The 20,120-nt window shown below is 45.0% G+C and carries 13 protein-coding genes; 9 read left to right on the forward strand and 4 right to left on the reverse strand.

The genetic code is table 11. The features are described 5' to 3' along the window. Positions 1–3: 3 nt before the first annotated feature. Complete coding sequence (locus AC04Q4_RS16855) at positions 4–1,806, reverse strand: histidine kinase (protein WP_476389348.1); 1,803 nt, start codon at positions 1,804–1,806, stop codon at positions 4–6. 285 nt (positions 1,807–2,091) lie between these two features. On the opposite strand from AC04Q4_RS16855, the gene AC04Q4_RS16860 reads away from it, so the two are divergent. The 3 genes from AC04Q4_RS16860 (at position 2,092) to AC04Q4_RS16870 (ending at position 5,205) form a co-directional block, all read left to right on the forward strand. Next, positions 2,092–3,417 carry an ABC transporter substrate-binding protein gene (locus AC04Q4_RS16860; RefSeq protein ID WP_119239043.1) on the forward strand — a complete coding sequence of 442 codons (1,326 nt, stop codon included), beginning with the start codon at positions 2,092–2,094 and terminating at the stop codon, positions 3,415–3,417. Positions 3,418–3,502: 85 nt separating this feature from the next. Next, the gene (locus tag AC04Q4_RS16865) at positions 3,503–4,384 is read left to right on the forward strand and encodes an ABC transporter permease subunit (protein WP_476389349.1); all 882 of its coding nucleotides are present in this window, start codon (positions 3,503–3,505) and stop codon (positions 4,382–4,384) included. Further along, the gene (locus AC04Q4_RS16870) at positions 4,384–5,205 is read left to right on the forward strand and encodes a carbohydrate ABC transporter permease (RefSeq protein WP_178641613.1); all 822 of its coding nucleotides are present in this window, start codon (positions 4,384–4,386) and stop codon (positions 5,203–5,205) included. The genes AC04Q4_RS16865 and AC04Q4_RS16870 overlap by 1 nt, the downstream gene beginning before the upstream one ends. A gap of 89 nt (positions 5,206–5,294) precedes the next feature. Here AC04Q4_RS16870 and AC04Q4_RS16875 read toward each other — a convergent pair whose 3' ends face one another. Then, positions 5,295–6,425, reverse strand: a complete 1,131-nt coding sequence (locus AC04Q4_RS16875; RefSeq protein ID WP_476389350.1) for an aminotransferase class V-fold PLP-dependent enzyme — start codon at positions 6,423–6,425, stop codon at positions 5,295–5,297. 36 nt (positions 6,426–6,461) lie between these two features. Continuing rightward, a complete protein-coding gene (locus AC04Q4_RS16880) occupies positions 6,462–7,019 on the reverse strand; it encodes an ECF transporter S component (protein ID WP_173737453.1) in 558 nt (185 codons plus the stop codon). A 388-nt stretch (positions 7,020–7,407) separates the two neighbouring features. On the opposite strand from AC04Q4_RS16880, the gene AC04Q4_RS16885 reads away from it, so the two are divergent. From AC04Q4_RS16885 to AC04Q4_RS16900, 4 genes are all read left to right on the forward strand, one after another. Beyond that, positions 7,408–8,529: a hypothetical protein gene (locus AC04Q4_RS16885; protein ID WP_243251360.1), complete on the forward strand. Its 1,122-nt coding sequence runs from the start codon at positions 7,408–7,410 to the stop codon at positions 8,527–8,529. A 154-nt stretch (positions 8,530–8,683) separates the two neighbouring features. Continuing rightward, positions 8,684–9,457, forward strand: a complete 774-nt coding sequence (locus AC04Q4_RS16890) for a class I SAM-dependent DNA methyltransferase (protein WP_173737455.1) — start codon at positions 8,684–8,686, stop codon at positions 9,455–9,457. Between the two features lie 14 nt (positions 9,458–9,471). Continuing rightward, on the forward strand, positions 9,472–10,353 hold the full coding sequence (gene hslO / locus AC04Q4_RS16895) for an Hsp33 family molecular chaperone HslO (RefSeq protein ID WP_476389351.1): 882 nt from the start codon (positions 9,472–9,474) through the stop codon (positions 10,351–10,353). Between the two features lie 19 nt (positions 10,354–10,372). Continuing rightward, the gene (locus AC04Q4_RS16900; RefSeq protein WP_173737457.1) at positions 10,373–12,322 is read left to right on the forward strand and encodes an NAD(+) synthase; all 1,950 of its coding nucleotides are present in this window, start codon (positions 10,373–10,375) and stop codon (positions 12,320–12,322) included. A gap of 83 nt (positions 12,323–12,405) precedes the next feature. Here AC04Q4_RS16900 and AC04Q4_RS16905 read toward each other — a convergent pair whose 3' ends face one another. Next, positions 12,406–12,843 (reverse strand): FMN-binding protein, encoded by a 438-nt coding sequence (locus tag AC04Q4_RS16905; RefSeq protein WP_119239050.1) that lies wholly within the window; start codon positions 12,841–12,843, stop codon positions 12,406–12,408. Positions 12,844–13,063: 220 nt separating this feature from the next. Here AC04Q4_RS16905 and addB point away from each other — a divergent pair, with 220 nt between their 5' ends. Both addB and addA read left to right on the forward strand, forming a co-directional pair. Continuing rightward, positions 13,064–16,393, forward strand: a complete 3,330-nt coding sequence (addB, locus tag AC04Q4_RS16910; protein ID WP_476389352.1) for a helicase-exonuclease AddAB subunit AddB — start codon at positions 13,064–13,066, stop codon at positions 16,391–16,393. Further along, positions 16,394–20,110, forward strand: coding sequence for a helicase-exonuclease AddAB subunit AddA (gene addA / locus AC04Q4_RS16915; protein WP_173755982.1), 3,717 nt, complete (start codon positions 16,394–16,396; stop codon positions 20,108–20,110). Positions 20,111–20,120 lie beyond the last annotated feature (10 nt).

Genomic DNA, 20,120 nt, shown 5'->3' on the forward strand with positions numbered 1-20,120 from the left:
GTATTATTCCTCCGCATCTGTCTGAAAATACCGTCCAATAGAAACAATTCCGTGGCCGTCCGCCGTATTTCCATACCTGAAAATTATATCATTTTTGCAGAAGAGTTTCCAGCGGAGAAATACATTGACAGTGCCAAGACCGTTGATCTTTAAAGCAGGCATGCCGGGATTTCGAATGGCATTTATGATATCTGAATTTATTTTTTTCTTGGCTTCCTCAGTAAATCCCGGTCCGGTGTCTGTGACATCGATCTGCCAGCTGTTTTTGCTTATTGTACTGCTGATGGTGATAGTCCATGGCGGTTCGCAGTCAGAACCATATTTGATAGCGTTTTCCACAATAGGCTGGATGATCAGTTTCGGAACCGGCTGATCCAGAAGGGATTCATCCACATCAATGGAATAATTCAGACTGGACTGGTAGCGGACTTTCATGCAGTAGAGATATTTCCGGACATAATCAAGTTCTTCGCGGAGCGTTACAGTTGTTTCAGAGGTGTTGGTAATATAACGCATGATCCTGGAAAGATTGCGGCACATTTTTTCCACGGTATCCGTATCTCCGTTTTCTGCAAGCACCATAATGCTGGAAAGAGAGTTGTAATAAAAATGAGGATTAATCTGACTCTGCAAAGCCATGCTGCGTGCTTTCATTTCCTGATCCTTGGCTTCGTTAAGCTGAGTCATGGAATCTTTCAGGTTATCGCTCATCAGCTGGAATGCCTGATACAGTTCTTCCAGTTCATTGACGGAAACCGGATAGGAAGTGACTTTTTCCTGGCCGAGAGTGTCCAGTTCCATACGCTGGATAATGTGCTTCAGGTGTTTCACCGGTTTTACTACAGAACGGGAAAGCCTGTAGGAAACGATTACTGCTGCAAAAAGAAAAGCAGCAACAACAGCCAGAAGAATCTTCAGCATTTTGTATACAGGGGCAAGAATCACAGATTCCGGCTGGATAGTCAGGTAAGTGTAGCCTGTATATGCGGAATTCAGTCTGGAAACGTATTCTTTCTGATCTGTGATGGGACTCTGTATGGTAAGGGTATCCTTGTCAGAATCAGTAAGTTTGTAATATTTTGAAATATCATTGGCATCGCCGGCTGTGACATCATAAGGATAGATAAGATCGCCGGACTCATTGAAAACATAGACACTGGCAGCGTTTCCGTGATTTTTTTTCTCATAGGAAATGATGCTCTTAAAGATGGATTTACACTGTTTGGCGGTTTCGATCACGCCGACACCACGGCCGTACTGGTTGGTGAAGGAGCGGTACAGGGAAATGAACCACTGGGGATAGCGGGCAGATTTGGAATAGACGTAAGTGCTGTAAGGAGCTGTCAGGACTTTTTTTCCGTTGGCTTCACGGGCTTTCTGAATCCATTTATTATGAGAGTCGTCGCTTTTTTTGACCATGGTGGAAAGACCGGCCTGGAGCACATATCCGGAGAAATCATAAAGATTTACCTGATCAGCTTTCAATTCGGTGCCGCTTAAGGAGATAAAAAGATCGGACATGGCAGAAAGCATTTCATCGGAAATATTAAGGTCAAATTTCTGGTCGAGAACGGATTTCGACATGTTGCTGTAATTGATGTTTACAGATACAGTGTCAAGATTCTGGATTGCAGAGTCTACCTGGGATTGAAATGTGGAATTTAAGGTGCTCATGGCACTGATCTGGCTTTTCTTCAGCTGCCCGGATGCAAAAACATAAAAGAATATGGCAAAAGAAAAAAGAATCAGGCAGGCCATGCCAAGATAGGCAATAAAAAGTTTGGACTGCAGACTGCGTGTTTTCATATTGGTAAGCCCCCTGTGTGTGAAATGGTCGTGCAAAACATTGGCTAAAAGTATAGCACATTTGTAAAAAAAGTACAAACCGTAAAAATGTAATTCTGAAATAGTGCTTGAAAATGTCAATAGAAACTTGTGTATAGTTACGGAAAATATGAAAAAAGTATAATAAATTGTGAAAAAAGTACAAATACAGGGCAGGAATATCCATGGCTTTTAAAATGACCAGATGATAAACTAATATCATCAAGAGAGAACGAAAAATCAGTTCAAAAAAAGGAGGAAACATTAATGAAAAGAAAGAGATTTCTGGCAGTAGCCTGTGCAGCAGCAATGATCGCTTCCATGACGACAGGACTTGCAGTGAACGTATCTGCAGCGGATGAGAAGAGCGATTTCGCAGGCGAGGAGCTCAGCATCCTGGTTTCAGCAGGATGGATGGACAATCGTTACGATGAGACAATTAAACGTTTTGAGGATACCTACGATGTTACCGTAGACCTTCAGACAATTCCGGCTGATCAGTATTCAGATCTTCTTCAGTCCAAACTTGCTACAGATTCCTGTGCAGATATCTTCTGGATCCAGTCCAACCCGTTTGCAATTGAATCTACCATCGTTGATCCTGAGAAATACTGCATCGACTTTACAGGAGCTTCCTGGGAGAATGTTATGCCGGAGACAAGAAAAGAGTCCTGCGTATACAATGACAAACTGTACGGACTTCAGATCTGGAACGCATCTCCGGAGTATGTAATGGTTTACAACAAGACACTGTTCGAAGAGAACGGCTGGGAAGTACCGACAACATATGATGAGCTGAAAGAACTCTGTGGTAAGATCCAGGATGCAGGAATCACACCTTGGTTCATGCCTGGTGCAGATGGATGGCAGCATCAGCTGGCATTTTTCCAGATTGGCGGCGTTTATGAAGAAGCAACACCTGGTCTTTATGACGCATTAAATGAAAACAAAGCAACATTTGCAGATAACGAGAAGATGCTTGAAGTTCTGAATGAGTTCAAAGAACTCTCTGATGCAGGATACTTCGGAGAAGACTGGATCGGAACAGACAGTACAAACATGTCCAACGAATTTGGTGACAGAAACTGTGCAATGGCACTTGCAAATTCCAGTTTCATTAAACAGATCCAGGAAGATACAGGCACATCTGATGAGTTTGGAATGTTTCTTGAGCCACTTGGCGACAATACCTGGTATCCAAGCAGCAACTCAGGCCCGACAATGTTCGGTTATAAGGGAACAGAGCATGAGGATCTTGTAAAAGAGTTCTTCAACTTCGTTACAACAACAGAGAGCCTTCAGGAAATCCTTGACAACTCTCCGGCATACACAAACCTTGATGTAAACGATGACAAGCTTGAGCAGCACTGGCTGCCGGAGGAGCAGGAGTTCCTTAAGACAGTTCCGGATGACAAGAAGGCTGTTGTAACACTTCAGACAGGTACAAAATATACAAATGATTACTGGACACAGTTTGGTCAGGATATGGTTGCATTCTGCCAGGGCGAGATGGAAGCAAACGATGTTCTCAAGAACATGGATACCAACCGTGCTGAGGCAGCAAAAACTGTAGGCGACGAGAACTGGAAATAAATAATAGAACTTAAAACTAGTTGACTTGAAGGCAGAGCCGGTATTTGCCGGCTCTGTTTTAACTTAAAAACAGGAGGTGCTTTCTGTGAATAAGAAGAGAATCTATCCACAGTGGTTTCTGATACTGCCGTTGGCATTATATATCATTTTTTTCCTGCTTCCCAGTGTAATGGGTGTTGGTTACTCCTTTACAGACTGGAACTCCAGAAGTGTTCTTAATGGTACTCATTTTGTGGGACTGCAGAATTTTGCTGAGATTTTTACATCAGATAAGTCTTATCTGAGCGGTATTGGCAATACATTGAAGTTTACTATCATTTCCAACATCGTTAAGCTGATTCCGGCTCTTCTGATCGCGATTATGCTTCAGGAGGGACTTAAAGGCAAAGGGCTTTACAGAACATTGCTCTACCTGCCGTCTATTCTGCCTTTTGTAATCATTGGTCTTGTATTTAAATCCATCCTGAATTATAACAACGGGCTTTTAAACACACTTCTTGATGCTTTCCATCTTGGAATTTTCAAACAGAAATGGCTGTCTGATCTGGCTATTGTATGGAAATCTATCTATGGCGTAGATGCATGGCGAGGTATTGGTTATGTTATGACTATCTTCCTTGCAGGTCTGAATACGATTCCGAAATCTTACTATGAGGCTGCACAGATCGATGGTGCAAACTTCTGGCAGAGACTTCGTTATGTGACACTTCCGATGCTGAGTGGTGCTATCATGATCAACCTTGTATTTGGTGTTACATATGGTCTGAAAGTATTCGATATTGTTTATGTACTTACAAACGGCGGCCCTGGACATGCAACAGAGGTTCTTACAACTTATGCATTCCAGCTTTATTCCAGAGGACAGTATGGAATGTCTTCAGCATTGAATACTATTCTTCTTGTAATTACAGCAATCATAGGTGTATTTATTGTTAAGACATTAAGTAAACAGGAGGTACAGCAGTAATGGCAAAAAAAAGAATTCAGAATATATTAAAACATGTTGTATGTATCCTGCTTTGTTTATGTGTCGTGCTTCCATTTTATATGGTATTGATCAACTCTTTTAAGACAAAAGCAGAGGCAGCCAGAATGAGTCTGGCACTCCCTACAGAGTGGGTATTTTCCAACTACTCTGAGGTTATTGAAAAAGGAAGTCTGATCCAGGGATTTCTGAACAGCTTTTCTTATGCGCTGATCGCTACAACACTTGGCGTTGTACTTTGTGCAATGGCTGCATTTGTTATGTGCCGTAAGAGAACAAAGTTAAATGTATTTCTGTACTATTTTGTGCTCTGCGGACTGTTTTTCCCGGTCAACTATGTAACTCTGGTACGTGTACTCAGTACACTTCACCTGAATGATACAAGAGCCGGTATTATTATGGTGTTCACCAGCGCGATGATTCCATTTTGTATATTTACGATTCGAAATTTCGTGATTTCAGTTCCTGTTGAGCTGGATGAGGCTGCCGTTATTGATGGAGCAGGTCCGTTAAGTCTGTTTTTCAAGGTTATCATGCCTCTTTTGAAGCCAACTATGGTGACATGTTTTATTCTTCAGTTTATGGGAGTATGGAGTGATTTCCTTACACCTCTGTATCTGTCAAGTAAGAGTAAACTGTTCCCGATGACAATGGCTGTATATCAGTTTTTCGGAAAGAACAAGAGTTACTGGAACTACATTTTTGCTGATATCGTACTTACCTGTATCCCTGTTATCATTGTTTACATGATCGGCCAGAAATACATTGTAGGTGGTATGACATCCGGTGCGGTAAAAGAATAAAGAAAAATATTATAGGAATTATAAAAAAGCACTGCGAGATGAAAAGTTGAATTCATCTTACAGTGCTTTTACTATAGAGCTCTCAGAAATTACTGCATGTTTTTGCAGAAGATATCCTCCATGGAAGCCTTAAGCGGAACGCCAAGCCTGCGTAAAGTTCCGTCCAGGGCTGCAAAAACTTCTCTTACATTATAGAATGCAGCGTTGTTTCCCATATGTCCGATGCGGATCACTTTGCCAGCCAGGACATCGAAGGAGCCTGCCAGCATAATGTTGTAGTCTTTTTTTACTCCCTCAAGGATCGCTTCGGCTGTTGTGCCCTCCGGTACTTCAAAAACAGTAACTGTACTGGAATATCCGCTGTGCAGGTAAAGGTTCAGGCCTGCGCCTGTGATGGCCTTTCTGGAGGCACTGGCGATCTTTGCGTGGCGGGAGAGGATGGCAGGGTCTGCTGCGATGTTGTCAATGGCAGCGCGGAGTCCGTAGATATCGCTGATCGGCATGGTATATGGAAACCATTTTTCTTCGTAATAATGTGCAAAAGCTGTAAGGTTGGCATAGAAAGAAGCAATTGGTGTCTTACGGTCTGCCATGGATTTCTTTGCATCTTCGCTTACTACAACGAAGGTCAGTCCTGGAGGCGCGGATACTACTTTCTGGGATCCGCCGCACATGATATCAACTTTCCAGTCATCAATGTTCATAGGTTCGCCAAAAGAGGCGGAAACAGAGTCTACGACAGTAAGGATGCCGTATTTTTTCATGAGCGGGCAGATAGCGGAGATATCATTGAGCATACCACTTGGGGTATCGCCGTGAACAACGGTTGCATATTTGTAGTCGTGGCTGTTTTTCAGGAATTCTTCCAGCTCTTTTACATCAAAAGTTTCCTGATAATCTCTGGAATAGAGTTCCGGCCGTCCGCCATACATGGTAACAAAATCAGCGAACCCTTTTCCGTAAATTCCGTTATCGAGAACAAGAACCTTATCTCCGGGCTCAGTCATGGATGCGATAGCTGCTTCCAGACCAAGAATACCCTCACCACTTAAGATGAGGGTTTCATTGGAGGTATGGAGCAGAGAACTGATCTTCTCGCAGGTTTCTTTGTAAAATTCAACGAATTCTTCGTCCAGATCCGGGTTCGTGCACTCAAGACTCCTTGCCAGACGGACGTTTTCAGCGACCTGTGTAGGTCCTGGTGTCATGATCTTATACATAATCCTTACCTCGTAATTATATTGTTGTGTTTTTTATTATCTCTTTAATCCTGTTTTTCTTGCAGCAAGATTTAATGGTGTGATGACGATGAGTACGATCACTGCAGCAACACCGATCTGTACCAGGTTTCCAGGAATGGATGAGACAGGAGCGACCGGGTTTCCGTAGATGATAACCTCTGCGATGTAGTAGCCGACAACCTTGATTACGCAGGCTGCTGCGATGGCGATCACGTACCATTTCATGTTCTGATGCCTGTGGTCTTCTGTGAGTTTACCAACTGTGAATCCCATGATTCCCACGATAACAAGTGTGAACGGTGCCCATAAAGTCCAGCCGGAGAGAAGATCAAAGAGTCCCATTCCAATACCACCGGCAATAGCTCCGGTTTTCTTTCCAAACAAAATAGCTCCGATAAACAACGGAACGTTTCCAAGGTGGATCAGACCACCGTTGGCTGCGATCGGGAGCTTCACATTGATAAATGCTGTGAAGATGTAGGTCAGTGCAACAAACGCTGCTGTGATGGTGAGAAACTGTACGGATGAAAGATCCTGAACCTCTCTTGCTTCTGTCTGTACTGCTTTTTCCATAGGTAATACTTCCTTTCCCGAAAACATCTCCGGAATAAAAGATGTCCTCTTTTCATATGATTTTGGTTGGGTATACTTTACAACAGAAGTGTGCATGAATAAAGACACAATTTTTTGAAAAAAAAGAGGGACAGATTTAAAAGCAAATAACAGAAGATGGATATGTAAAATGTGGAATACAAAATGGAAATGCGGAAAGATTAATATAAGAAAAGAATTGTGCGAACCGGTTTTAAAATTACTTTTTTGTTTACAGGAAGTTAATAAAGTATAGGGAGAAATCAATTGACAAAGCTGTAATATAATCGTAAAATGTACCAAAGAGTGTGTTCAGGAGAGAATGCTCCGGACACACTTTATGACTGATGATGATTATGAGGAGGATACTATGAAGAATAAGAAATTTATCGCACTTTTAGCTATGACTGTTGCTCTCTCTGGTGTCATGACTGCATGTGGTTTCGGAGGAGATAAGAAGGACAGCGTGGTTGTGGAGTCTACTCCTACTCCGGCACCGGCGAAGAAAGCGAAGGTTACACCGACTGTCGCAGCAGATGCACAGAATACAACCTATACATCCAAGGATAAATCCGTAGCGATCAAGCTTCCGGATGCAACATGGGCAAACAAGTCCGATGAGACAGATATGTTAAGCTTCGAGTCTCCGGATCAGGGCAAGATACTGATTCTTCACGGCTCAGGCGCAGATCTGGAATCCGCAGTAATTCCAAATTCCCAGGATATGGCAGTTTCCATGACTCAGGCAGAGAACATGGTAAACGGAACAGATTTTGAGATCCAGGATTATAAGACAGAGCAGAAAGATGGAGGCATCAATATCTATTCCTATACAGTTAAGTATAAGGATACAACTAAGAGTGACGGTTACGTATATGCCATCAATAAATATTTTGTAAATGACAGTGAATATTACAGCATTGTAGCTTCTGTTAAGACAGAGGATGCACTGAAGAAGGTTCAGGAGTCAGTTGACAGCTTTGCAATCCTTGGAGATTCCACTCTGAAGAGTGCGGCAACAGGTTCCGCAGCCAAGAGTGCAGGTAAATCTAATTCTGCATCCAAGGACAGCACAGCTTCCGGAGACAGCAGCGCAGCGGGAACAACATCTGACGGAACATCCGCAGATGGAAGTACAGCATCCGACGGAAGCACATCTTCTGACGGAAGTACATCTTCCGATGGAACAACATCTGACGGAACATCTACAGATGGAAGTACATCTTCCGATGGAAGCTCTTCAGGTGCGATCGTAAATGGTGGATTTACAGATGAGCAGCTCAGCAATACAGATGAGACAAGAACTATTTACAGAAATTCCGACGGTAAACCGCGAGTTATCGTTCCGGATGGTAACGGTAAATGGATGGACAACGAAGGAAACAGATTTACATTTTCTTCCGAGTATGACTGCGATGTATACGAAGAGGATGGAACAAGCTTCTACTGGCATGGTGAAAGTGCAGATGTATATTATATGCCTGTACAGTAAGCCAGAAGTACAGATAAGAAAATCTGAGAGATCCGGGATCACGGTTGTGGTTCCGGATTTTTTGCATTGGAGGCATATACTTATAAAGAAAGACATGTTATAATGTGAACGCTGCGGAGAGATAGTTCGCAGGCTTTAATTGAAGGAGGTTTTTATGGAGGCATACAGTGATTTTGCCAGAGTTTATGATATATTCATGGACAATGTTGAATATGAAAAATGGGCAGAATATCTGATCGGAAGACTCAGGGAATATGGGATCGAAGATGGTATTGTGCTGGAACTTGGATGTGGAACCGGAGTGATGACGGAGCTTCTGGCAGAGTCCGGTTATGATATGATCGGTGTGGACAACTCTGAGGAAATGCTGGGCGAAGCCATGGAAAAGAGAGCAGAGTCCGGATATGAGATCCTTTATCTGGAACAGGATATGAGAGAGTTCGAACTTTACGGAACAGTACGTGCTGTTGTCAGCGTCTGTGACTGCATGAATTACATCACAGAAGAAGATGATCTGCTTACTGTATTCAAACTTGTGAACAATTATCTGGATCCGGACGGCATTTTTATCTTTGATATGAATACACCGTATAAATACCGGGAGATGCTGGGAAATACTACCATAGCAGAGAACCGGGAAGAAGGAAGCTTTATCTGGGAAAATGAATTCGACGAGGAAACCGGGATCAATGTTTATGATCTTACCCTGTTTCTTCCAAGAGAAGACGGGCTTTATGAGAAGGATGAGGAGGTTCATTATCAGAAAGCCTATGAACCGGAGAAAATCCAGGAACTTATGAAGAAAGCAGGACTGATCCCGTTGGCTGTTTACGATGCTTATACCAAGGATGCGCCGAAGCCGGACAGCGGAAGACTGACATTTATTGCCAGAGAACATGGAAAGGGAATTTCCCTGGATGAGAAATAAAGGAGGATTTTTTTATGAGTGATTATATTGTAAGAGCGACAGCTGCCAACAGCCAGATCCGTGCATTTGCGGCTGTGACAACTGATGTGGTGGAGATAGCGAGACAGGATCATAATACAAGCCCTGTGGCAACAGCTGCGCTGGGACGTCTTCTCACAGGAGGAGCTATGATGGGAGCCATGATGAAAGGGGAAAAGGATCTCCTGACACTCCGTATCCATGCAGGCGGCCCGCTCCAGGGAATCACAGTTACAGCAGATTCCAAAGGAAATGTAAAAGGTTATGTGGGAAATCCGGACGTATGTATTCCGGCCAACAGCAAAGGCAAGCTGGATGTTGCAGGTGCAGTAGGTGTTGGTTTCATGGATGTGATCAAGGATATGGGCTTAAAGGAGCCGTATGTTGGACAGGTTGCCCTTCAGACAAGCGAGATCGCAGAAGACCTTACCTATTATTTTGCAACCAGCGAGCAGGTTCCGTCAGCAGTAGGTCTTGGAGTGCTGATGAACAAGGATAACACAGTTCGTCAGGCAGGTGGGTTTATTGTACAGCTGATGCCTTTTGCGGAGGAAGAAGTGATCTCGAAGCTGGAGGAGAACGTATCAAAGATTGATTCCGTTACAGATCTTCTGGAGCAGGGACATACACCGGAGAGCCTTCTTGAGAAAGTTCTGGAGGGCTTTGACGTAGAGATCAATGACACCATGCCAACACAGTTCCATTGCAATTGCTGCAGAGAAAGAGTAGAAAAAGCTCTCATCAGCATTGGCAGAAAAGAGCTTAATGAGATGATCCAGGAAGGCAAAGATATTGAGATGAACTGCCATTTCTGCAACAAGAATTACAATTTCACAGTGGAAGATATGAAGAGAATCATAAGGGAATGCAAGCGATAAGCAGCAGGAGGAAGAAAAAATGAAGCATGGTTTTATCAAGGTAGCAGCAGCAACACCAAGGGTCACAGTTGCAGACTGCAAGGCAAACGGAGAGGAGATCCTGCGGGCCATCCGCGAAATGGAAAAAGAGCATGTAAAGCTGATGGTATTTCCTGAATTCAGTATTACGGGATACACCTGCCATGATCTTTTTCTCCAGAGATGTCTTCTGGACAGTGCGTGGGAGGAGCTTCTTCATATCGCTGAAGAGACAAAGGAGACAGATGCACTGATCTTTGTGGGAATGCCCCTTCGTCACAGAGGAAAGCTCTATAATGTGGCTGCAGCTCTGAATCATGGCCGTATCGTTGGATTTGTTCCGAAAACGCATATCCCCAACTATAATGAGTTTTATGAGCAGAGACAGTTTGCAGGTGCAGAGGAAGAGGACGTGGAGTTTGTGGATTTCCTCAAAAATGACAAAAACGATGAGGATGAGTTCTGGGATGAGATTCCGTTTGGAACAGACATGATCTTTGAGTGTGAGGAAGATCCGGAATTTACAGTAGCAGCAGAGCTCTGCGAAGATCTCTGGGTTCCGGCACCGCCTAGTATCCGCCATGCAGTAAACGGAGCGCATATTATTGTCAATCTGTCTGCAAGTGATGAGATGGTTGGAAAGGATTCCTACAGAAGAACTCTTGTAAGCGGACAGTCTGCAAGACTGATCTGCGGATATATCTATGCAAGTGCCGGTGAGGGCGAGTCCACACAGGATCTTGTTTTTGGCGGCCAGAATATGATCGCTGAGAACGGAAATGTCCTTGCTGAGAGCAAACGCTTTGAGAACGGTATTATTTACAGCGAGATCGATGTTCAGAGACTGGCTGATGAGAGAAGAAGAATGTCTACTTATCCGGCAGTTTCCACATGCAGCCATACAAGAATTAATTTTTCCGTGAAAGAAGAGGAGACTGTTCTTACCAGAAAATATCCACAGTATCCATTCGTCCCGTCTGTGAAGGAAGAACGTGATGAACGCTGCGAGGAGATCCTGAATATCCAGGCCATGGGTCTTAAAAAACGTATGGAGCATATCCACAGCAAAAGTGCGGTTGTAGGACTTTCCGGAGGCCTGGATTCCACACTGGCACTGCTTGTTATGGCACGGGCTTTTGACCGAATGGGAATGCAAAGAGAGCAGATCCACTGCGTTACCATGCCATGTTTCGGAACCACAGACAGAACATATCAGAATGCCTGCAAACTGAGCAGTTGTCTTGGTGCAAAGCTTACAGAGGTGAATATTAAAGAAGCGGTAAATATTCATTTCCGTGATATCGGACATGATCCGGAAATTCATGATGTTACTTATGAGAACAGCCAGGCACGTGAGCGTACCCAGATTCTGATGGATACTGCAAACAAAGAAGGCGGCGTTCTTGTTGGAACCGGCGATCTTTCAGAGCTGGCTCTTGGATGGGCAACCTATAATGGCGATCATATGTCCATGTATGGTGTGAATGCATCTGTACCGAAGACCCTGGTGCGCCATCTGGTGCGCTATTATGCAGATACATGTGGTGATGCGGAGCTTCAGGAGGTTCTTATGGATATTCTGGATACACCGGTAAGCCCGGAGCTTCTGCCACCTAAGGACGGTAAGATCGCGCAGAAAACAGAAGATCTGGTGGGACCCTATGAATTGCATGATTTTTATCTGTATTATATGCTTCGTGCAGGATTTACACCGGATAAGATCTACAGGCTTGCATGCCTCACATTTGAGGGAATCTATGATAAAGAGACAATCCTGAAATGGCTGAAAACTTTCTACCGGAGATTTTTCGCCCAGCAGTTCAAGCGTTCCTGTCTGCCGGACGGCCCGAAGGTAGGAAGTGTGGCACTTTCCCCGAGAGGAGATTTAAGGATGCCAAGTGATGCAAGTGCAAGGATCTGGCAGGATGTGCTGGAGAAGATAGAAATCTGAGAATAGAGCTTTGAAAGGATACGAAAGATGCTGGCCGTGTACAGGGAACAGGTGCAGCATTAGATGCAAAAAAGGCGGAGAGCTTAAGGGTTCTCCGCTTTTTTTACGGCATCTGTGATGGCTGCCAGAAGCACCTGCGAGGTATATTTCCTGTCCCCTGCATATTGAATATCATCCAGAGACTGGGTAGAGTAGATCTGGCTTGCAAGGGAATCAAGAACCGGCTCCATCAGAGGATAGGAGGCTTTGGTGGATTCGCTTAAGTTTACCAGCCGGATGGATTTGATCCTGTCGGCATTTACGGTGACTTCCACATCAAAGGTGTTGTTGTTCAGGGAAATGGAAGAAGTGTATACACCTGGCTTGTAGCGGGATTTTTCGGCGGCAGTATTGTCGGCTGTTTTTCCCGGACCGAACATAAAAAAGATGATAACTGCCAGAATTACAGCCAGTGCCAGAAAAACGGCTGTGTAAATGATTTCTTTCATATGTAGGACAATGATCCTGGTTTTGGAACTCATGGCGCACGCCTCCCGAAGCTTTTTATATAGTTTATTAGAGGGAGAAGAGATTTATGCGTGAAGAGTGCTGCCGGTCATGGAGTGGGCAGTAATATTTATGGCAGCGGAAAAGTGTCAGAAGGATGGAGAAGACCCGTTCTATAGGAACCGGGTTTGTGGTATAGTAGTACGTATCAGAGAGTGTCGGGACAACAATGGAATCTTTAACAGGAGGAGATACATGTCATTACAGTTTATTATAGGAAGTTCAGGAAGCGGGAAATCCTGTTACGCATATCAGAATATCATAGAACAGGCCGGACTGCATCCGGACAGGCTTTATTATGTGATCGTACCGGAGCAGTTTACCATGCAGACTCAGAAGACGCTGGTGGAGATGAGTCCGGGGAAAGGAATCCTGAATATTGATATATTAAGTTTTGAGCGTCTGGCTTACCGTGTCCTGGAGGAGGTTGGAGGCGACAGCCGTGCACTTCTGGAGGAGACTGGCAAGAGCATGGTGCTTCAGAAAATGGTCCAGCAGCATGGCAAAGATCTCTCTTATCTTGGCGGACAGATGCGCAAGGCAGGATATCTGGATGAGGTGAAATCCATTCTGTCCGAGTTTATGCAGTACGATATTAAGGACAGTGACATTGAGGAGATGATAGAGGATTCTGCTGACCGGACATTGCTGCAGATGAAGCTTAAGGATGTATCTGTTCTTTATCAGGCTTTTACCGGATATCTGAAGAATCATTATATGACAGGGGAAGAGGTGATGGATGCCCTTGAGAAGGCCCTGCCTTTTTCTGAGAGAATGAAGAACAGTGTGCTGCTTCTGGATGGCTATACCGGTTTTACGCCGATTCAGATGCGGGTAGTGGGAGAACTGCTCTCTGTCTGTGAGAAAGTGATGGTGACAGTCACCATGGACGCAGCAGAGAATCTTGCCCTGAGGGGGAAGCCGTACCAGCTTTTTTATATGAGCCGGCAGATGATCCACGGGCTCTCAGAGCTTACCAGGGATATTGAGGATCCGGTTCTGCTGAATAACGTAAAAAGATCGCGTTTTGCCCAGGCTCCAGCCCTCAAATTTCTGGAAAAAAATATCTTCCGTTACAGAAAGAATGTATATAAGCAGAAGCAGGATGAGATCTGCATATTTTCCGCAGTGAGTCCACTTGCGGAGATGAAGGAGACTGCAAGGAGGATCGCAAGGCTTGTCCGGGAAAAGGGTTGCCGCTATGGTGAGATCGCAGTGATCACCGGAAACCTGGAGGAGTACGGAAGCCTTGCCGGACAGGTGTTCAGAGAGGCGGGAATTCCGTATTTCATAGATGAGAAACATACAGTACTGATGAATCCTTTTGTGGAATATTTTCGTGCGGCTCTTGAGATGGCTGTCCAGGATTTTTCCTATGAGAGTGTGTTCCGGTATCTCAGATGTGGTATGTCCTGTGTCACAAGAGAAGAGGCTGATCTTCTGGAGAATTATGTGCTGGCACTTGGTATCCGGGGATTTAAGAGATGGGATGAAAAATGGGTGCGAATTTACAGGGGAATGCCTGCAGAGAGTATCCAGGAACTGAATGAGATCCGGGAGCGGTTTGCAGAGGAGACAAGAGAGCTTGCCTTAAATTTCAAAGGTGGCAGAAAGACTGTGAGGGAGTACTGTACGATCCTTTATGAGTTTGCCGTAAAAAGTAAGGTACAGCAGAAGCTGAAAGCCAGGGAGAAGAAATTCCGTGACCAGGGAGATAAGGCCATGGAGAAGGAATATGCTCAGATCTACGGTATTGTCATGGAGCTTCTGGACAGTATGGTGGAGATTATTGGGGAAGAGGTGGTAAGCAGGCAGGATTTCCGACAGCTGCTGGAAACAGGTCTTACCCAGGCAAAAGTAGCTCTGATCCCGCCAAGTATGGATCAGGTTCTTGTTGGTGATATGGAGCGAACACGACTGAAGGATATACGGGCTTTGTTTTTTGTAGGGGTAAATGAAGGAAATATTCCAAAGAATACAGCAGGTGGAGGAATACTTACAGAGCTTGACAGGGAATTTTTTCAGAATCAGGGGATCCAGCTGGCACCGGGGCCGAAAGAACTGATGAACATGCAGCGCTTTTATCTGTATCTGAATATGACCAAGCCAAGGGAACTTCTCTGCCTGTCTTTTTGTCAGTCTGACAGTCAGGGAAAAGCACTGGGACCGGCTTTTCTGATCAACAATATCCGGGATATGTTTCCTGAGATGGAAGTGGAGCAGTGTTCCGAAGAACAGGAGCCGATGGAGCTTCTGGAGCTTCCGGGTATCAGTCTGGATTATTTGTTAAGAGGACTTGCAGGTGAGGATTACAGAGAGAATCCTGTGTTCCAGGAACTTTACAGCTGGTACATTGAGAGTCCTCAATATCGGACAGTAGTGGAGAAGCTTGTAAAAGCCGCATTTACACAGAAACCTTCTGACCAGATCGGAAAAGCTGTAGCAGGGATTCTGTACGGGGAGATCTCACCGTACAGTGCCACACGGCTGGAACGATATGCTGCCTGTGCTTTTGCGCATTTTCTTCAGTATGGACTGAAGGTGACAGAGCGTGCTGAGTATGAATTCAGGGCTATGGATATGGGAAATGTCATGCACATGGCTCTGGAACGGTTTGCAGTTGAAGTACGAAAAGAGGGACTGGACTGGGCAGAGCTTACAGAAGAAGAACGTAATCAGCTGATTGACAGCTGCCTGGATCAGGTGTCTGCAGATTATGGGAATACAGTTCTCAAAAGCAGTGCAAGAAATGAATATATGATTGAGCGGACAAGGCGAATACTGCGGCGAACTGTGTGGGCTTTGCAGGAACAGCTGAAACACGGGGATTTCCGGCCGGAGGGATTTGAAGTGATCTTCGGCGGAGGAAGGATCGACCGTGTGGATATCATGGAAGATGCGGAAAAGAACCGTGTATATGTGAAGGTGATCGACTATAAGACGGGAAACACATCCTTTGATCTCCTGGCTTTGTATCATGGCCTTCAGCTGCAGCTGATGATCTATCTGGACGGAGCCTTGCAGGTGGAACAGAAGAAATATCCGGATAAGGAGATCGTTCCGGCCGGTGTCTTTTACTACAATGTGAAAGATCCTATGATCCAGGAAAAGATCCATGCAGATGTGGAAAGTGTCAGTGATCAGATGCTGAAAAAGCTGAAGATGAATGGTCTGGTGCAGGCAGATGATGATGTAAGTTTGCGTATTGATAATACACTGTCATCAATTCCGGTGTCCGTTAATAAGGACGGAAACTTCAGCAGGCGTTCTTCTGTTGCATCCAGGAAGCAGTTTGATGCGCTGGGTGCATATGTTCGTCAGAAAATCTGTGATATCCGGGAATCGATCCTGGATGGAAATGCGGCAGTGGAACCTTATGAGCTTGGAAAAAAGAATGCCTGCACCTACTGTCCGTACAGTACAGTATGCGGATTTGACAGAAAGATACCCGGATATGAGTTCCACAGACTGCCGTCTTTCTCAGAGAATGATCTGTGGAAAAAGATCGTGAAGGAGGATGAATAAATGGCAATGAAATGGACAGAAGAACAGCAGAAAGTCATCACGCTTCGCGACAGAAACATTCTGGTCAGTGCAGCAGCCGGTTCCGGTAAGACAGCAGTTCTGGTGCAGAGAATCTTAAGTAAGATCTTGGATCCTTTAAAGCCGGTAGATATTGACAGGCTTCTGATCATGACTTTTACAAGGGCTGCTGCAGGAGAGATGAGGGAGCGTATTGAGAGGGCTCTGGACACGGCACTGGCAGAAGATCCGGATAATGAACATCTGCAAAGGCAGATGATGCTGATCCACACGGCGCAGATCACTACTATTGATGGGTTCTGTTCTTATGTGATCCGCAATTATTTTCATCTCATCGGCCTGGATCCGGGATATCGGACTGCAGATGAAGGAGAGCTGAAGCTTCTTCAGGAGGATGTTCTGAAGGAACTTTTTGAGGATTATTATGCAGAGAGTGATGAGAAATTCACAGCTTTTGTGGAATGTTATGCTTCCGGGAAATCCGACGAAGGGTTGAAGGAGCACGTACTGGATCTTTACAATGCTTCCATGAGTAATCCATGGCCTGAAGAATGGCTGGATGGCTGCGTGGAGAATTATCATCTGGATCCGGAGAAGGGAATTGCAGGGACACCATGGTTTCATTATCTGTGGGAGATCGTGGACAGCGCATTGAAAGAAGCAGAGGAGCTTACGGAGAGTGCCATGGAGATCTGCGGGGAAACAGAAGGTCCGGAACTGTATCTGGATGCACTGAAAAATGATCTTATCCTGATCCGGCAGCTCCGGGAACTGTCCGTTAAACAGGACTATGATGAAATGGCACAGTATCTTCAGAATCTTAAGTTTGCCAGGCTTTCCACGAAGAAGATGGAAGGAGTTTCAGATCAGCTGAAAAGTCTTGTGAAGGATATCAGGGAGGACGAAAAGGATATTTTGAAGGATCTGGGCGACAGGTATTTTCAGTGTACATTTGACGAACTGACAGAACTGACACTTGCCTCAGCAGAGCCTCTTGAGATGCTGGTTCAGCTGACGAAGGATTTTGCAGGGCGGTTCAGTGAGAAGAAGCGGGAAAAAAATGTCTTGGATTTTTCTGATATGGAGCATTTTGCCCTTGAGATCCTTTTGAAAAAAGAAGGAGATACCTATACGCCAAGCCAGGCTGCAAGGGAATTGTCGGAGAAATATGATGAGGTATTGCTGGATGAATATCAGGACAGCAACCTTGTCCAGGAAATCCTGATGCAGAATGTTTCCGGCTGGGTCAATGAGAGAAAAAATATCTTTATGGTAGGAGATGTGAAGCAGAGTATTTACCGCTTCCGCCTGGCACGGCCGGAGCTTTTTATGGAGAAATATAAAAATTATTCTCTTGCAGACAGCCGGGAGCAGAGGATCGACCTTCATAAAAATTTCCGAAGCCGTACGGAAGTACTTTCCGGTGTAAACTTTATTTTCCGGCAGATCATGGGATCGGATCTGGGAGGAATCGATTACGATGAAGCGGCAGCTCTTTATCCGGGGGCTTCTTTTCCGGAAGGACAGAATCCTGACTTTGTGAAGACAGAGGTGCTTCTTGTGGAGAAGGACAGTCCGGTACTGGAAGATGAGGAAGGGCCGGAGAATGAACGGGAGCTGGAAGCTCTGGCAATTGCAGGGAAAATACGTTCCATGGTGGGAACAGAGAAGGTGCTGGATAAGGAAACAGGGGAGTACCGGCCTTTGCGGTATGGAGATATTGTGATACTGCTTCGTTCGGCCACAGGCTGGGCTGAAACTTTTGGGGAGGTGCTGTCTTCAAGGGGGATTCCTTCTTACACGGCATCCAGGACAGGATATTTTTCCACTACTGAGGTGGTGACGCTTCTGAATTATCTTCGTATCCTGGATAATCCGCTGCAGGATATCCCGTTTACCGGTGTGCTTCGTTCACCGATGGCAGGATGCACTACGGAAGAGCTGGCGGAGATCCGCATTGCCTGTCCGGAGGGAATGATCTATGAATGTGTAAAGTCTTTTGTGGAGGATTACCGGGAGCATAAGATTGTTGGAGAAAAGAAAAAAATCCTGGGAGAAAAACTGTCCCGTTTTATGGAAAATATGAATGCGCTTCGTGATATGTCCGCTTATACGCCGGTGCATCAGCTGATTCTGGAAGCTCTTGAGCGTACCGGATATGGCAATTATGCAAAAGCTATGCCGGATGGTGTACAGAGAAGCGCGAACCTGAACATGCTGGTGGAAAAGGCAATGGAGTATGAGAAGACAAGCTACCGTGGACTTTTCAATTTTGTCAGATATATTGAGAAGCTGCAGCAGTATCAGGTGGATTATGGTGAGGTGAATCTTTCCGGCGCAGGGGAAAGTGCAGTGCAGATCATGACAATCCATAAGAGTAAAGGACTGGAATTTCCGGTAGTGTTTGCAGCAGGAATGGGCAAGAGATTTAATTTCCGTGATATGAATGCAAGTATTCTGATCCATCCGGATCTGGGAATTGGTGCAGATGCCATTCTGCCGGATAAGAGGATCATTGCGTCCTCACTTTGCAAGCAAATCATCCGCAGGGAGCTTCTGAAGGAGAGCCTTGGGGAGGAACTCCGGGTGCTTTATGTGGCATTGACAAGAGCAAAGGAGAAGCTGATCCTCTGTGGAACCATCGGTGATCTTGAAAATGAGATTACATCACTGTCCGTTTTAAGGGATAATAAAGAAGAACTGCTTTCTCTTGGCATGCGTATGCGCGGAAAAACTTACTGGAATTATGTGCTTCCTGCACTTGCAAGACACCGCTGCATGTCCGGTCTGTTTCAGGAGTACGGACTGTTTATGAACCGAATGAATCCTCTTTATGGAGATGAATCGGAGTTTGTTGTGGAGAAGATCACAGCAGCAGATCTTGTAGAGGATGAGGTTGTGGAGCAGGCAGAAAAAGAGATGAAAAAAGCTGCTCTTGAGAACTGGAATCCGGGAATTGTCTATGACAGTGAGATTCGGGAGGAGATTGAGAGACGTTTTTCTTTTCAGTATGAGTATGACTATCTGAAAGATCTGCCTGTGAAGATCAGTGTGTCTGAACTGAAAAAGAGAAGCTACCACAGCGAACAGGATCTGGAAGAGACAGTGGATTATGAGCAGGAAGAGGAAATCACGCCGCTTGTTCCAAGGTTTATCGAGGAGAAAAAAGAGGAAGCTTATACAGGTGCGCTGCGTGGAACTGCTTATCACCGTGTAATGGAATGTCTGGATTATCGAAGGACAGAGAACCAGGACATGATCCGGGAACAGCTGAAAGAATGGTTTGATCTGAAAAAGATGGAAGAGAAAGAAGCGGAATCTGTACGGATACGTGATATCTGGCATTTTCTGGAGACGGCTTTGGGACAGCGGACGAAAGCGGCTGCTTTGAACCGGCAGCTTTTCAGGGAACAGCCTTTTGTGATTGCAAGGAAAGCCTCAGAGCTGGAACCGGAATGGCAGTGTGGGGAAAGTGTTCTGGTACAGGGAATTATTGACGCATATTTCATTGAAGATGAGGAGATTGTTCTGGTGGACTATAAAACGGACTTTGTGCGCCGCGGTGAAGAACAGAAGCTGATCGAACGGTATCATGTGCAGCTGGAAGACTATGCTGAGGCACTTGAGAGGATGACCGGACGGAAGGTGAAGGAAAGATATATTTATTCATTTGCTTTGGGAAAAGAAATCTTATGCTGAGAATTATGCA

It is taken from the genome of Blautia sp. HA8986 (assembly GCF_056504635.1).